The sequence below is a fragment of the Psychromonas saccharinae genome, from assembly GCF_051201515.1.
Lineage (GTDB): Bacteria > Pseudomonadota > Gammaproteobacteria > Enterobacterales > Psychromonadaceae > Psychromonas.
Genome location: NZ_CP195153.1, coordinates 153022 through 168790 on the forward strand (window position 1 = coordinate 153022; position 15769 = coordinate 168790).

9 protein-coding genes, 3 tRNA genes, 3 rRNA genes and 1 pseudogene are annotated in these 15769 nt (G+C 39.7%); 14 read left to right on the forward strand and 2 right to left on the reverse strand.

All coding sequences use genetic code 11. The annotated features are described in order from the left end of the window. Positions 1-15 precede the first annotated feature (15 nt). The 10 genes and pseudogenes from ACR30L_RS00710 to ACR30L_RS00755 all read left to right on the forward strand — a co-directional run bounded on the left by ACR30L_RS00710 (position 16) and on the right by ACR30L_RS00755 (position 9298). Positions 16-92, forward strand: a tRNA-Ile gene (locus ACR30L_RS00710). Positions 93-133: 41 nt separating this feature from the next. Then, positions 134-209 (forward strand) — tRNA-Ala (locus ACR30L_RS00715). Positions 210-601: 392 nt separating this feature from the next. Continuing rightward, positions 602-3488, forward strand: a 23S ribosomal RNA gene (locus ACR30L_RS00720). 129 nt (positions 3489-3617) lie between these two features. After that, positions 3618-3733, forward strand: a 5S ribosomal RNA gene (gene rrf, locus ACR30L_RS00725). A 75-nt stretch (positions 3734-3808) separates the two neighbouring features. Next, a 5S ribosomal RNA gene (rrf, locus tag ACR30L_RS00730) occupies positions 3809-3924 on the forward strand. 8 nt (positions 3925-3932) lie between these two features. Further along, a tRNA-Thr gene (locus tag ACR30L_RS00735) sits at positions 3933-4008 on the forward strand. Positions 4009-4182: 174 nt separating this feature from the next. After that, a pseudogene (locus tag ACR30L_RS00740) lies at positions 4183-4320 on the forward strand (integrase arm-type DNA-binding domain-containing protein); the annotation flags it as partial. A gap of 561 nt (positions 4321-4881) precedes the next feature. After that, positions 4882-6774 carry a methyl-accepting chemotaxis protein gene (locus ACR30L_RS00745; protein WP_435236138.1) on the forward strand — a complete coding sequence of 631 codons (1893 nt, stop codon included), beginning with the start codon at positions 4882-4884 and terminating at the stop codon, positions 6772-6774. Positions 6775-7115: 341 nt separating this feature from the next. Next, positions 7116-8447, forward strand: a complete 1332-nt coding sequence (locus ACR30L_RS00750; protein WP_435236139.1) for an aspartate aminotransferase family protein — start codon at positions 7116-7118, stop codon at positions 8445-8447. A gap of 2 nt (positions 8448-8449) precedes the next feature. Continuing rightward, positions 8450-9298 (forward strand): 3-keto-5-aminohexanoate cleavage protein, encoded by an 849-nt coding sequence (locus tag ACR30L_RS00755; RefSeq protein ID WP_435236140.1) that lies wholly within the window; start codon positions 8450-8452, stop codon positions 9296-9298. An 11-nt stretch (positions 9299-9309) separates the two neighbouring features. On the opposite strand, the gene ACR30L_RS00760 is transcribed toward ACR30L_RS00755, so the two are convergent. Together ACR30L_RS00760 and ACR30L_RS00765 are read right to left on the reverse strand one after the other, a co-directional pair. After that, complete coding sequence (locus tag ACR30L_RS00760; protein ID WP_435236141.1) at positions 9310-10209, reverse strand: LysR substrate-binding domain-containing protein; 900 nt, start codon at positions 10207-10209, stop codon at positions 9310-9312. A 107-nt stretch (positions 10210-10316) separates the two neighbouring features. After that, positions 10317-12863 (reverse strand): penicillin-binding protein 1A, encoded by a 2547-nt coding sequence (locus ACR30L_RS00765; protein ID WP_435236142.1) that lies wholly within the window; start codon positions 12861-12863, stop codon positions 10317-10319. A gap of 191 nt (positions 12864-13054) precedes the next feature. Here ACR30L_RS00765 and pilM point away from each other — a divergent pair, with 191 nt between their 5' ends. The 4 genes from pilM to ACR30L_RS00785 are packed head-to-tail and all read left to right on the forward strand — an operon-like array spanning position 13055 to position 15767. After that, the gene (pilM, locus tag ACR30L_RS00770; protein WP_435236143.1) at positions 13055-14113 is read left to right on the forward strand and encodes a type IV pilus assembly protein PilM; all 1059 of its coding nucleotides are present in this window, start codon (positions 13055-13057) and stop codon (positions 14111-14113) included. Further along, positions 14113-14670: a PilN domain-containing protein gene (locus ACR30L_RS00775; protein ID WP_435236144.1), complete on the forward strand. Its 558-nt coding sequence runs from the start codon at positions 14113-14115 to the stop codon at positions 14668-14670. The genes pilM and ACR30L_RS00775 overlap by 1 nt, the downstream gene beginning before the upstream one ends. Beyond that, positions 14671-15252: a type 4a pilus biogenesis protein PilO gene (locus ACR30L_RS00780; protein WP_435236145.1), complete on the forward strand. Its 582-nt coding sequence runs from the start codon at positions 14671-14673 to the stop codon at positions 15250-15252. Next, positions 15249-15767 carry a pilus assembly protein PilP gene (locus ACR30L_RS00785; protein ID WP_435236146.1) on the forward strand — a complete coding sequence of 173 codons (519 nt, stop codon included), beginning with the start codon at positions 15249-15251 and terminating at the stop codon, positions 15765-15767. The genes ACR30L_RS00780 and ACR30L_RS00785 overlap by 4 nt, the downstream gene beginning before the upstream one ends. Positions 15768-15769 lie beyond the last annotated feature (2 nt).

A 15769-nucleotide genomic window follows, 5' to 3' on the forward strand; every position in this document is an offset into this window, starting at 1 on the left:
AGATAGACCTAAATTGGGTCTGTAGCTCAGTTGGTTAGAGCGCACCCCTGATAAGGGTGAGGTCGGTAGTTCAAATCTACTCAGACCCACCAATCTTTTGGATTGGTAATAGATAATCTATCTAGACCATGTTGGGGCTATAGCTCAGCTGGGAGAGCGCCTGCCTTGCACGCAGGAGGTCTGCGGTTCGATCCCGCATAGCTCCACCACTTCATTTTAAATGAAATGAAACGGTGCCCAACTTGGATAGAAGCCTTAGATAAATAACACATTTATCTAAGGCTTTTTTTAACGAAAAAGTCTGCTCTTTAACAATTAGGAAAGCTGATAAAGTTCTTATTTATCAACTACATTACAATTTATTGTGATGTGTAGATAAGTATAAACGAAATTGTTCTCAATTATTAAAACTTAGGTTTTAGTAATTGTAATCAAGCAAAAATAAATGTTATTCAAATTGATACTTTGAGTAACGTACGTATCTACGAGTTAATTTAATTAACTCTAGGTGCACGAAAAGCGCAAATGCGTTTTTCATATGTAAAATATGAGAAATCGCAAGCGTCTTGGAAACAACATGCAATGTCTTTAGATATTGTATGGTTAAGTGAATAAGCGTGCACGGTGGATGCCTAGGCAATTAGAGGCGATGAAGGACGTGGTAATCTGCGATAAGTCCAGGGGAGTTGATAACAAACGTTATATCCTGGAATCTCCGAATGGGGCAACCCGGCACTTCGGTGTCATCGCTTAGTGAATACATAGCTAAGCGAAGCGAACGAGGGGAACTGAAACATCTAAGTACCCTTAGGAAAAGAAATCAACCGAGATCCCGAAAGTAGCGGCGAGCGAAATTGGGTCAGCCCTTAAGCTTAGTAAAAGTTAGTGGAATGCTCTGGAAAGTGCAACGGTACAAGGTGATAGTCCTGTACACCAAAACTTCTTCTAAGTGAAATCGAGTAGGTCGGAGCACGAGAAATTCTGACTGAATATGGGGGGACCATCCTCCAAGGCTAAATACTCCTAATTGACCGATAGTGAACCAGTACCGTGAGGGAAAGGCGAAAAGAACCCCTGTGAGGGGAGTGAAATAGAACCTGAAACCGTGTACGTACAAGCAGTAGGAGCGGATTTATTCCGTGACTGCGTACCTTTTGTATAATGGGTCAACGACTTAATTTCAGTAGCAAGGTTAACCATATAGGGTAGCCGTAGGGAAACCGAGTCTTAACTGGGCGATTAGTTGCTGGGATTAGACCCGAAACTTGGTGATCTAGCCATGAGCAGGTTGAAGGTTGAGTAACATCAACTGGAGGACCGAACCCACTAATGTTGAAAAATTAGGGGATGACTTGTGGCTGGGGGTGAAAGGCCAATCAAACCAAGAGATAGCTGGTTCTCCTCGAAAGCTATTTAGGTAGCGCCTCGTGTATCACTGTTGGGGGTAGAGCACTGTTTGGGCTAGGGGGTCATCCCGACTTACCAACCCCATGCAAACTCCGAATACCAACAAGTGCAATCACGGGAGACACACGGCGGGTGCTAACGTCCGTCGTGGAAAGGGAAACAACCCAGACCGCCAGCTAAGGTCCCAAAGTATATGTTAAGTGGGAAACGATGTGGAAAGGCTCAGACAGCCAGGAGGTTGGCTTAGAAGCAGCCATCCTTTAAAGAAAGCGTAATAGCTCACTGGTCGAGTCGGTCTGCGCGGAAGATTTAACGGGGCTAAACATATCACCGAAGCTGCGGACGCGTATTTATACGCGTGGTAGAGGAGCGTTCTGTAAGCCGTCGAAGGGAAAGGTGCAAACCATCCTGGAGGTATCAGAAGTGCGAATGTTGACATGAGTAACGATAGGGGGGTGAAAAACCTCCCCGCCGGAAGACCAAGGGTTCCTGTCCAACGTTAATCGGGGCAGGGTGAGTCGACCCCTAAGGCGAGGCCGAAAGGCGTAGTCGATGGGAAACGGGTTAATATTCCCGTACCCTTATATTTTGCGATGGGAGGACGGAGAAGGCTAGGTGGGCCTGGCGATGGTTGTCCAGGTTCAAGTGCGTAGGCAGGTGTTTTAGGTAAATCCGGAACACTATATGCTGAGACACGATGTCGAGTCACTATGGTGATGAAGTCATTGATGCCATACTTCCAGGAAAAGTCTCTAAGCTTCAGAAATATAAGGATCGTACCCCAAACCGACACAGGTGGTCAGGTAGAGAATACCAAGGCGCTTGAGAGAACTCGGGTGAAGGAACTAGGCAAAATGGTACCGTAACTTCGGGAGAAGGTACGCCGATGGAGGTGATGAGATTTGCTCTCTAAGCCCCTGTCGGCCGAAGATACCAGATGGCTGCAACTGTTTATTAAAAACACAGCACTGTGCAAAATCGCAAGATGACGTATACGGTGTGACGCCTGCCCGGTGCCGGAAGGTTAATTGATGGGGTTAGACTTAGGTCGAAGCTCTTGATCGAAGCCCCGGTAAACGGCGGCCGTAACTATAACGGTCCTAAGGTAGCGAAATTCCTTGTCGGGTAAGTTCCGACCTGCACGAATGGCGTAATGATGGCCATGCTGTCTCCACCCGAGACTCAGTGAAGTTGAAATCGCTGTGAAGATGCAGTGTACCCGCGGCTAGACGGAAAGACCCCGTGAACCTTTACTACAGCTTAGCAGTGAACTTAGAGCCTACATGTGTAGGATAGGTGGGAGGCTTTGAAACGTTGTCGCCAGATGACGTGGAGCCAACCTTGAAATACCACCCTTGTATGTTTTGAGTTCTAACCATGGCCCCTGAATCGGGGTTTGGGACACTGTTTGGTGGGTAGTTTGACTGGGGCGGTCTCCTCCCAAAGAGTAACGGAGGAGTACGAAGGTTGGCTAATCACGGTCGGACATCGTGAGGTTAGTACAATGGTATAAGCCAGCTTAACTGCGAGACAGACACGTCGAGCAGGTACGAAAGTAGGTCATAGTGATCCGGTGGTTCTGAATGGAAGGGCCATCGCTCAACGGATAAAAGGTACTCCGGGGATAACAGGCTGATACCGCCCAAGAGTTCATATCGACGGCGGTGTTTGGCACCTCGATGTCGGCTCATCACATCCTGGGGCTGAAGTCGGTCCCAAGGGTATGGCTGTTCGCCATTTAAAGTGGTACGCGAGCTGGGTTTAGAACGTCGTGAGACAGTTCGGTCCCTATCTGCCGTGGGCGTTTGAGAATTGAGAGGAGCTGCTCCTAGTACGAGAGGACCGGAGTGGACGAACCGCTGGTGTTTGGGTTGTCATGCCAATGGCATTGCCCAGTAGCTACGTTCGGAATCGATAACCGCTGAAAGCATCTAAGCGGGAAGCGAGCCTCAAGATGAGTTCTCACTGGAGATTTAATCTCCCTAAAGGGCCGTTGAAGACTACAACGTTGATAGGCAAGGTGTGTAAGTACGGTAACGTATTGAGCTAACTTGTACTAATTACCCGTGAGGCTTAACCATACAATGTCTAAGTACATTGGTTAGACCAAGACAACTTAAGAAATAAGCTTGCGAAGCGTATTTTACGAATGCAAAGATTAGATAAATAAAAGAACAAGAATCAAACAGCTTTTCTAATTACTTTTTATGCTTGGCGACACTAGCGCTGTGGTCCCACCTGACTCCATGCCGAACTCAGAAGTGAAACGCAGTTGCGCCGATGGTAGTGTGGGGTTTCCCCATGTGAGAGTAGGGCATCGCCAAGCGCCTAATTTAAAACCCCGATTCAAGTGAGTCGGGGTTTTCTATATTAATAATTATAATAATTTTTAACGATTTTTTCTGATAATAATAGCACTGTGGTACCACCTGACTCCATGCCGAACTCAGAAGTGAAACGCAGTTGCGCCGATGGTAGTGTGGGGTTTCCCCATGTGAGAGTAGGTCATTGTCAGATCCCCTTTTGCTGATATGGCTCAGTTGGTAGAGCGCACCCTTGGTAAGGGTGAGGTCGGCGGTTCGAATCCGCCTATCAGCACCACGACCTCTTCCTAGAATATCTTTTTAAGTCCAAAAACCTAATAAAACCTAGACTTTTTCAATAAGTTAGCCTCTTGATCAGTCTTTTAGCGTTTTTTAACGTCTTGCACAATCCTATCTTTTAAGTAACACTGTTAGTAACAATGCGAATGTTACTAAAGGTGATGTTACCAATATGGCAAAAACAACCCCCCTGACAGCTACACAGATCAAACAAGCAAAGCCCAAAGATAAAGAATACAACCTTAACGATGGCAATGGCTTAGCTCTTAGAATTAAACCAAATGGCTCTAAATTATGGCTTTTTAATTATACCAGTTCCGTTAATTAAGTTTCCAGATTAACCCAGTCTCTGTAACACAGTGATATGATACCAGTTCCGTTAATTAAGTTTCCAGATTAACCCAGTCTCTGTAACACAGTGATATGACTTCATTTGTATCCTCGCAGAAGCAATTCCAAGCCCTACAACACTGCTCAACAATATCGTTATAATACCAATTCCGTTAAATATATGATCTAATAACAACACTGTTAAAAGAGTTTATATGGAACACGATTTTTCTGTACTAATCAATGCTACGTCTAATGCTAGACAACGATTAAAAATACTTGCTGTTACACACTTTATCGAGGGGGATTTTTTTTTATAAATTTAATTTGATGTGAGGTAATATCTAATTATTTATTCATGCCTTTATCGATTCTACTGTCGTTAATTTTCCAGAAACTTCAATTATTTTTTACTATAAATAAATGAGGCTCTATAACTCAATTATTAGTAGTTGGTGCCGATAACTTCTATCTAAAGTTTACTAGGCTTATAAGTAAATCTTTTCCCTTTAATTTTTAAAATTTATCAGGTACTAAATATATGAATTCAATTTCCATTCGTAATAAATTAACAATGGCAATACTTGTTACTGTTATTACTTCTATTGGTATTGTTGCCTATGTGGCTCAATCTAAGACGCAAGAAATGTTGCTATCAAGGCTCCAAACTTCGGAGTTACCTAATCTCGTTAAACGCATAGAAGAATCGGTCAGCGCTGAAATATCTCAGATGAAAGCATTGGCTAACTCTATTGCTAATAACCCGTTTATTTTAGATTGGGTTGTTAATGGAGGGGATCAAGGTGAAGAGGATAAATTAACGGAATATTTAGCCAATATTGTTGAAGAAAATGATCTTAGTAATGCTTCTTTTATTGATCGACAAAATAATCGATATTGGAATCAGGGTGGTTTTTTAAAAGTACTGGATGCTGAAAGTTGGTTTAATGGATTTAAAGCAAGTGGTGTTAAAGAGTCTGCAAGTACTTATACTAATCCGAATGGTACCGTTGATGTATTTGTTAACTTTCAACAATTAAATGGCCGAGGTGCGTCCGGCGTATCAAAATCATTTGAGGATATCGCTAATTTTTTACGTTCTTTTAAGTTGGAGAAAACAGGCTTTGTTTTTTTAGCTGATTCCAAGGGGCTTATTAAAGTTCATCAAAATAGAAAATATACAGATAAGAAAAATATTAAAGAAATTTACCCTGATGTTGATTTTTCAGCGTTATTTTCTAAACAAGAATTCGATTTTCAGAGTCTTGAAGATAAAGTGATAGCATCAAGCTATATTGAGAGTCTCGGTTGGTATGTTGTCGCTGATATACCTAAAAAAGAACTGTATGCGAGTCTTGATGAGTCAAATAATTATATGCTTATGTTATTTGGTATTGTAACAGTAGTATTTACTGGTGTTAGTCTAGTATTGTCGAGTAAATTAGTCTTACCACTTAAAGAAATGGCGACTTCCTTTCAAGAACTTGGCAAAGGTGAAGGAGATTTAACATGTCGAGTTAGTGAGGATGAAGCAGCTGAAATCAGAAATCTTGCAATGGGGTTTAATGCTTTTGTGGCTAATATCCGTCATGTTGTACAAGATGTTGCCAGTACTTCAGAAAAGGTACGTAGGGCCGCTGAAAATGTTCACCAAGAAGCTTCGCTTTCTAAGTCTACATCAGAAAAACAACGAGATGAGACACATCAAGTCTCTGTTGCTATCAATGAAATGGGGAGTACTATTGCCGAGATCGCTAATAGTGCTAATGTTGCTGCACAAACGACTAACGATGCAACTGAAATGGCTAGTAAAGCAAAAAGCGTTGTTGGTGATTCAACGGTTGCAATTAATTTAATGGCTGCAGAGATGACAACTGTTTCTTCAAATATTGAGTCGCTTGCCGATAAAGCACGTAATATTACTTCAGTATTAGAGGTTATTAGTGGGATTTCAGATCAAACTAATTTGTTGGCTTTAAATGCGGCTATAGAAGCGGCGAGAGCAGGTGAGCATGGGCGAGGTTTTGCGGTCGTTGCTGATGAAGTTCGTAGTCTTGCACAGCGGACTAATGAGTCAGCAGATGAGATACGTAAAATGATTTCTGATTTGCAAGATGGGGCAACGGTTGCAGTTGAGTCAGTACATCAAAGTAGTGTACAAGCGGAGAAAAGTGTCGAAGCAGCAAAAACAACTAATGATGCTTTAGAAGAGATTGTTGCTAATGTTATGCATATTTCCGATCTAAATGCACAAATTGCTACAGCGACTGAAGAACAATCTGCGGTAATTAAAGAAATAAATATCCATGTTGTGAATATTAATGACAGTACTGAACAAAATGCGCAAACAATTACAAGTATTGAGTCTTCTAGTGAGGCTATGAGTACTGTGGCTGTTCACCTTGACAGCTTAGTCGGGCGTTTTAAAGTGTAAATGTAGTCATTATTATTGTTTATTCTTTTATGTGACATTTTTTCGACTGGTGAGATCTGGCTTAATAGTCTGTTAAAGCTAAAGCCAGATCTTTATCAGATCAAGTAACGTAATATTGATATTTGAATGAGTGTCTTATGGTTTATTTGAGAGGTTATTCTACTTTTGTATATTGAACAGTAATTAAAGGTATTTTCCAAATGTTCGCGTTGTGATAACAAAATTGAACTTTTAATCTTACTATGCCATTTCCTCATACCCCTAAAATTTATCTCCTTTGTAAAATTAATAAAAATCACTGAATATGCAGATTCATCTATTTCATATTGTAAGGTTTTTAAATGAGTCATGTATTTCATCGTCAATGCCACGTTCAATTGCCAATTATTGCATCAGGAGAAGGTATTTATTTGTTCGATACGAATGGTAAAAAATATCTTGATGGGTGTGGTGGCGCTGCTGTTTCTAATTTAGGACACAGTCATCCGGCCGTTAAAGCTGCAATTAAACAGCAATTAGATACAATTCCCTTTGCACATACTGCTTTTTTTACAAATAAAAATTGTGAACAACTTGCTGATTTATTGATAGATTTAGCGCCTGAACCGCTTAATCATGTCTATTTTGTGAGTGGTGGTTCAGAAGCTGTTGAATCTGCATTGAAAATGGCGCGACAGTATTTTGTTGAAATAGGTAAACCTCAGAAAACTAAATATATTGCAAGGCGACAAAGCTACCATGGAAATACATTAGGTGCACTGGCTGTTGGTGGTAATGAATGGCGTAAGGAAAAGTTTAAACCTTTATTGGCTACTATAGAACATATTGCCCCCTGTAATGCTTATCGCGATCAGAAGGAAGGAGAAACTGAATTAGATTATTCTTTTCGTGTTGCCAATGAACTGGAAACGAGGATCCTTGAGTTAGGGGCCGAAAATGTGATGGCATTTGTAGCAGAGCCTGTAGTTGGCGCAACGTCGGGGGCGGTTCCCGCAACTAAAGGTTATCTAAAACGCATTCGTGAAATTTGTGACCAATATGATGTCCTATTAATTCTTGATGAAGTGATGTGTGGTATTGGTCGAACTGGGACTTTTTATGCTTTTGAACAAGATGAAATTGTACCCGATTTAGTGACTATCGCGAAAGGACTTGGCGCAGGTTATATTCCTATTGGTGCTGTAGTAGCGAGCAGTAAAATATTTGATGGAATAGCTCATGGCAGTGGCTTTTTTCAACATGGACATACTTTTATGGCACATCCTATGGCAACCGCCGCTGCATTAGCAACGGTTAAAACGATTATTAATGATGGTCTATTGGATAAAGTTAAAGTTCGAGGTATTAAATTGCGTGACAAACTGATTGCAGACATTCTTCCATTACCTTATGTCGGAGATGTGCGTGGCCGAGGGCTTTTTTTAGGAATTGAATTAGTTGTAGACAAAGTGACAAAAACGCCATTATCTACATCAACAGAAGCACATAAGACAGTCAAAAAATTTGCTATGGAAAATGGGCTAATGTGTTATCCAATGGGGGGGACTATTAATGGTGTTGATGGGCACCATATTTTAATTGCGCCACCGTTTATTATTGATGATATACAAATACATGAGCTTGTAAGTAAACTTAAGGCTTCTTTAATACAAGCGTCTGAGAGATGGTCATAAATATGCAAGATGCTCAGGAGAAGGTCGCTATTATCGTTGCACCAAACGGTGCGAGAAAAACAAAACTTGATCACTCAGCTTTACCTATTTCTAAATCCGATATTGTATCTGAGGTGCTGGCATGTCGTGATGCAGGTGCAGCAATGGTGCATTTGCATGCGAGGGATAAGAATGGGCTTCATTCTTTAGACATTAAGGATAATTTGGCCGTACTTGAAGCCGTTAAGATTGCTGTTGGTGATAGTCTTATTATTCAGCTAACAACAGAAGCTGTTGGACAATATCAGCCTATTGAACAGATGGCTTTGATTCGAGAAACATTACCTGAAGCCGCGTCATTCGCGATTAAAGAGTTAGTACCTGATAATGCCTCGATTGCTGAAGTGGGGAAATTTTTCCATTGGGTTTGTGAAAGAGGGATTATCGCGCAATATATTATTTATTCTATCGAAGATTTTCACCGTTATATGTGGTTAGTGAAGGAGGGGGTTTTGCCTGATAAACACCACCATATTCTATTAGTGCTTGGACGGTATCATAATGAGTTACTGTCTACTCCAACTGATTTACTCCCATTTTTCGGGGATCTTGATTATAGTCAGTTTATACTAACTAACCGTGTTCGATGGGCAAGTTGTGCCTTTGGCGTCAGTGAACAAAAATGCTTATTGAGTGGTATGCTAATGGGGGGAGATGTTCGTGTCGGCTTTGAAAATAATCATTTCACTAATACCGGGGGGAAAGCGTTAAGTAATGCACATCAGGTGGCAGATATTAAAATAATTACCGATACATTGAATATACCATTGCATAATGCGGCGAGTTTCCGACAAATACTTCTCGAAGGGTAGCGTTAATTGCTTTACTGTTCCTTACCGAGCATTGCTGTTATCCACTGACTAAATTGATAAATTTTTCTTGAAGAGAGTCGATAGCTTGGTACAAAAAGATAGTAGCCGTAACTGGTATTCATGGATATATTAAGCGGGTTTATTAATCTGCCTTCTGCTAGGGTTTCTTCTAGCATAAAATCAGGTATTAATGCTAAACCTAGATTATCTTTGACGGCTTCAAGCGACATGTAGAAGTGTTCAAACCCTGTACTGCTATACAAACTATCATACCTCAGTTCATTTTGTCTTTTGAATTGTTCCCATAGATGCGGACGTGTGATATGAGGGATGAATGTTTGTTTTTCAATATCTTTTATTTTATTAATGGGGTTATGTTGCAGTAGTTCAGTCGATGCGATTAGCATTAAGTTTTCTTGGCGTAAGAGAGTCGCATTTTCATAGTGTTTAGAAATAGGTAAACAACGAATTGTAATATCGCTATCGCCATGGGTTCTTTTGATCATACCATCACCTGTTTTTATTCTGATGTGAATATTCTCATTTAAATGATGGAAAGTTTCAATGCGAGGAATTAGCCATAGACTTGCAAAAGAGGGAGTTACATTGACAGTAAGTACTTCCTCTTCATGATCAATTTGAGTGAGGTTTTCCGTAGCGTATTGAATAATTTCTAGGGCTTCAGATACTTTCGGGAGATATTGTTCACCGGCCGCAGATAATTCAATGCCGCTTAAATGACGATTAAATAATGGTTGCCCTAATTGTTGTTCGAGTAATGCGATGTTTTTACTGACCGCACTTTGAGTGACAAAAAGTTGTTTCGCAGCTTTGGAGAAACTAAGATTGTTTGCTACTGCGAGGAAGGTGCGTAATGCTTTAATCGAGGGTAAGTTAGTTTCATTTAGCATGGTTTGTTGTTATCTCAATTACTTTATTATTACGCTTCCAGTAATTATTGCAGATTGAACGAGTAATAAATGGAATTATATTTAAACGTTAATCTGCATTGTGATGATTAGAATAGTTCATCGTCATGGCCAAATTGTCCAGTACCGCTGCCATCATCATTATAATTATCATAAGGGCTATATTCTGTTGGTGTGGTACCTACTTTAAAATACTCAAAACGTGTTGTGTAGTCTTTTTTCCTAGTTAATAAACCCGTGCTGAGATCGATTCTTGCCGTTGCGATACCTGATGGTCTAGGAGTATTGTCTACCGGTTCTGTAAGTGCAATGGTTTTCATAAACGAAATCCATGCGGGTTGGGCTGTTTGAGCCCCAAATTCGCCGCCGGTTTGTTGTTTTTTACCTAGGTTGCTATTGAAAGATGTTCTACCGAGATCTCGACTAAAGTCATCAAAGCCGACCCACGATGTCGCCACAGTATTACCTAGAAAACCAGAGAACCAGGTATCTTTTGAATCGTTGGTTGTCCCTGTTTTTCCACCCATATCCTGACGCTTTATTGCACGAGCAGCACGCCAACCTGTGCCATTCCAATTTGTTTTATGCTGCCAACTACCTCCTCCAAAAATACCACTATGCAGTAACTGTCTTGTCAAAAATGCTGTTTCTTCGCTGACAGCGCTTTCGGCAATCTGTGCTTCGCTTATAGGTGCGATAGGGCAAATTTCATTGGATAATGGATCATCATTGCCTCCTACAATTAAAAGAGAGTCTGAGATGTCCTGATTGTCATATAAACGCTGGCAATCTTTACAAACCGTTTTCGGGCTAGCTTGATATAAAATATTGCCGTAGCCATCTTCGATGCGTTCGATAATGTAAGGTTCAACTTTATAACCGCCGTTTGCGATAATGGCATAACCCGTTGCTAATTCGAGTGGCGAAATGGACGCAGATCCAAGTGCAATCGATAAACTTTCAGGTAATTCTTTTTTATTGAAACCAAATTTTTCTAATTGCTCGATAACTTTAGGTATACCTAAGTCTTGTACTAGTCGAACAGAAACAACGTTCTTAGATTGGCCAAGTGCTCGGCGCAAACGGATTGGACCATTGTATACGGCTGGTGAGTTTTTAGGTCGCCAAGCTTGATTGCCATCCCACTCGTTAATTGGGGTGTCATAAACAAGCGTTGCAAGTGTATAACCGTTATCTAGTGCTGCGGAGTATATAAAAGGCTTAATATTTGAGCCCACTTGTCGTTTTGCCTGGGTGACACGATTAAATTTACTTTTAGCGAAACTAAAACCTCCAACCATTGAGGTAATAGCGCCATCATCGGGGTTTAAAGAGACAAATGCGGCACTTACGTCCGGATACTGTGATAGCTCCCAAGCCTCATCTTTTTTTCTAATCCATATTTGTTCGCCGGAGGCTAATATATCAGCGGCTTTTTTAGGAGGTGTACCTTGGTACCGATCACTTTTGAATCGACGAGCCCATTTTAATCCATCCCAGTCGATGACTTGAATATTATCGGCTGTATTTTTGCTTAATAATTTGACGGACTTGTCTTCAACTTCAATAACAACGGCAGGGATTAAATCTTCATAAATTGGCTGATTTTTTAAATATGCGGTAATTTTCTCTGCTGTCCAAGGTTGATCGGTTTTTTCCCATAATGTTTGTTCACTGCCACGATAACCATGACGCATGTCATAATCATGAACATTCTGCATGACGGCTTTATTTGCTGCTTGTTGATTCACTTTACTAATTGTCGTGAATACATTGAAACCTTCATTATAACTGCGGTCTGCTCCGTACAATTCAATTAATTTATTTCGTGCAATTTCTGCCACATAATGCGCAGATAACGTTATTTCAGCACCATGATATTTTGAAGTGACAGGGGTTTTAATTGCGTCATCGTATTCTGATTGGGTAATATATGATTCATCTAGCATTCTCAATAATACGATATTACGACGGTTTTTTGCATTTTCTGGTGAGTAAACTGGATTTAGGCGAGATGGTGCCTTGGGTAACCCAGCTAATACTGCCATTTCTGGTAATGTTAAGTCGGATACATTTTTGCCATAATACACTTGCGCAGCTGCGCCAATACCATAGGATCGTTGTCCTAATGAAATTTTATTTAAATAGAGCATTAAAATTTCATCTTTAGTTAACAATTGCTCTAGTCGAATAGCGATAAAAACTTCTTTTATTTTACGTATAAACGTTTTTTCTCGCGATAAGAAAAAGTTTCGTGCAACCTGTTGGGTGATTGTACTAGCGCCTTGCTTTGCCGAACCCGTGGATGCATATACAAGCGCCGCACGAACAATACCGATAGGATCGATACCGGGGTGTTGATAATAACGACTGTCTTCTGTTGCAATAAAGGCTTGAATCAGTTTTTTCGGGACTTCATCAATCGTCAATGGAATACGTCTTTTTTCACCGAATTGTGAAATCAATTCACCATCGATGCTAAATACTTTCATTGGGACTTGAAGTTGGATATCTTGAATGGAAGCAACATCGGGAAGATCCGCTTTAACCATGTAGTAGATAGAAACTATTCCAGCTATTCCTATTAAGCAGAAAATAATAGAAACGAAGAAAATACGTTTAATCCATTTGAGCATTTTATAGGTACCTTTGGCGTTACTTGTTATTAAATCAAGACTTTTTTTAGAGGCTGTGCACAGTATATAGTTATATAGCGTGAGTTAAAGAGAATAATTATTTATATTCTTGGAAACTAACACTTTTCATCATATGATAAACAGATTATGGAAAATTAGATTATCACTTTAAAAAATATGGCAGTATGGATATGTTTAAAAAGATAAATAAAGTAAAATCAACTGCTTTAATTGGAATTGACTTTGGTTCAAGTTCAATAAAAGCAATTGCGATGTCGAAAGGAAAGGGAACGTTCCAGATTGATGCAGTGGCTGAAGTACAAATTGCTAAAGGCTTGATCGTTGACAATCACTTTGAAGACATTATCAAATTAACCGAAATTATTAAGCAACTTCGTAAAAACTTCCCGGCAAGTTACAAAAATGCCGCAATCGCCGTAACGGGTACTGATGTCATTACTAAAGTGATATCAATGAGTGCAGAGTTAAGCGAACTAGATTTAGAAACGCAAGTCGAGATTGAAGCTGAAAATAGCATTCCTTTCCCACTAGATGAAATTTTCTTAGATTTTGAGGTACTTGGGCCTAACCCTAATAACCCTGAATTAAATAATGTTTTAATTAGTGCTGCGCGTAAAGAGACGGTATTATCTCAAGCGGATTGTGTTAATTCGGCAGGATTAAAAACAAAAGTTGTCGATATTGCTAGTCATGCATTAGCAAGAGCTTGCCAACTTGTATTATTGAGAGAAGATTACGATAAAGGGATTGCTGTTATTGATATTGGCGCCTCATCAATGACGCTTAATGTTATGTATCAAGGTGAGGTTATTTTCTCTCGTTCTAAAAATCATGGCGGCGATGTATGTACTCAGATGATGGTCGACCATTATGGTTTTAAATTTGCAGAGGCGGAAAAATTAAAAATTGAGAAAAGTTGGCCTGTTGATTGTGATATTGATGTAATGGCCCCCTTTATTAATATGACCATTAATCATTTGCGATTCGATTTACGCATGTTTACCAATGCGCCGGACAATATTAATATTGATAAGGTAATATTAACGGGTGGTTGTCAATTGTTACCCGATTTACCTATCCAATTAGCGGATGAGTTAGCCTTGAAAGTTGAAATAGCAGATCCTTTTATTGGCTTTGAGTATAAAAATAGTTCCGATAGGGTGCTACTGAAGGAAGTGGGTGCTAAATATATGAAAGCACTTGGGTTAGCACTGAGAGGAGTTCAATAATGTCGAATATTAATTTATTGCCCTGGAGAGAAGAATATAAAAAGCAAAAGAAAATCACCTTTTTTATTGTTTTGGCATTGAGTGCGCTGGTTGTATTGGGGTTATCTCATGTAGGTAAAATGTATGTTGATTCTTTAATTGCAGCACAGCAACAACGTAATGAGTTTCTACAACAGCAAACATTGCAGTTAGATCGTCGAATTGCAGAAATTAAAGACATAAAAAAAGAAAAAAAAGAGCTAGAGCGTCGCATAAACTTAATACAAAAACTCGAAGAAAAGCGTAATTATGCAACTCACTTATTTAATACCTTAGTGGACGTTGTACCAACAGGTATTTATTTAGATAATATTACTTTCGCGAATGAACGAGTTGATGCGAGGGGCATGAGTGAGTCAAATAATCGTTTAGCAAGAATGATGCGAAATGTTGATGGTTCAGGGTGGCTTGGAGGATCTGAAATTAGCTCAATTATTGCAGGGCCTTCAGAGCCGATTAATTTAAGTAAATTTGCAATGAAATTTACCGTTGTCCCTGAGCAAAAGGAGAGTAAATAAATGGATTTAGATGAATTAGATTTTAATGATGTTGGGGGGTGGCCTGCACATTATCGCGTTATTTTTATTGCGATCGTCTGTGCTATTTTAAGTGGCGCGTATTTTTATTATGTAACGTATCCACAATTTGACAAGAAAGAGCGTGCTGAGCAAGAAGAAGTCACACTTAAAAAACAATTTACTACCAAAGCCGCCTTATCCTCTAATTTAGAAACCTACCGTGCTCAAATGGTAGAAATAAATATTATTCTTGATGGGCTAATTAATAAATTACCGACTAATAAAGAAATTGCAAGTTTACTTGATGATATTAGTTTTATTGGTGCGAATAATGGGCTGGAGTTTAAAAGTATTAACTGGGGGGTTCAAAAGAATCAAGATCTCTCTATTGAAGTACCTATTAGTTTACAGGTAGTGGGGACGTATCAAGAACTTGGTAAATTTGCCGCTGATATTGCAGCATTACCGCGAATTGTGATTTTAGATAATTTAAGATTAACAAAAGCGAAAGGGAAAGACTTATTGACCTTGAATGTTGTCGCTAAAACCTACCGTTACAAAGAAAAGAGAGGTAAGAAATGAGAATTTTACCTCTTTTATTAATGACATTACCTTTATATTCATGTGTAGAAGTTAAAGTCGATGATCTCGAAGAGTTTGTAGTTAAAACAAAGTCTCAGGTTTACCCTATCAACGACAAAGTGCCGACATTAAAGAAAATAGAAGCTCTTTCTTTTGATAAAGCCGAAGGACGGAATCCATTTTCAGAACCTAAAGCTGAAGTCCCCGTTGCTGTTGCGAATACACCGAAGAGTTGTCCTCAGCCAAACTTTGATCGTAAAAAGCATCCATTAGAGACCTATTCTCTTGATAATCTAAGTATGCGTGGAACGTTAACGATTGATAATAAGTTATGGGCGTTGGTGAAAGTGTCTGGTGGGGAATTGTATAAAGTTAAGCCAGGGGATTATTTGGGCTTAAATTATGGCAAGGTATTAAAAATAACGACAAGTAAAGTTGAAATATTAGAGCTAGCAGCAGATAAAGATGGTTGTTGGCAAGAGCGTATTACGCAAATTATGTTAAAATCTCAATGATA

Bases quoted from the DNA above. Each gene is read 5' to 3' on its own strand.
- ACR30L_RS00750 (WP_435236139.1), top strand. From the start codon at position 7,116: ATGAGTCATGTATTTCATCGTCAATGCCACGTTCAATTGCCAATTATT.
- pilM (WP_435236143.1), top strand. From the start codon at position 13,055: ATGTTTAAAAAGATAAATAAAGTAAAATCAACTGCTTTAATTGGAATT.
- ACR30L_RS00755 (WP_435236140.1), top strand. From the start codon at position 8,450: ATGCAAGATGCTCAGGAGAAGGTCGCTATTATCGTTGCACCAAACGGT.
- ACR30L_RS00760 (WP_435236141.1), bottom strand. From the start codon at position 10,209: ATGCTAAATGAAACTAACTTACCCTCGATTAAAGCATTACGCACCTTC.
- ACR30L_RS00780 (WP_435236145.1), top strand. From the start codon at position 14,671: ATGGATTTAGATGAATTAGATTTTAATGATGTTGGGGGGTGGCCTGCA.
- ACR30L_RS00745 (WP_435236138.1), top strand. From the start codon at position 4,882: ATGAATTCAATTTCCATTCGTAATAAATTAACAATGGCAATACTTGTT.
- ACR30L_RS00785 (WP_435236146.1), top strand. From the start codon at position 15,249: ATGAGAATTTTACCTCTTTTATTAATGACATTACCTTTATATTCATGT.
- ACR30L_RS00765 (WP_435236142.1), bottom strand. From the start codon at position 12,863: ATGCTCAAATGGATTAAACGTATTTTCTTCGTTTCTATTATTTTCTGC.
- ACR30L_RS00775 (WP_435236144.1), top strand. From the start codon at position 14,113: ATGTCGAATATTAATTTATTGCCCTGGAGAGAAGAATATAAAAAGCAA.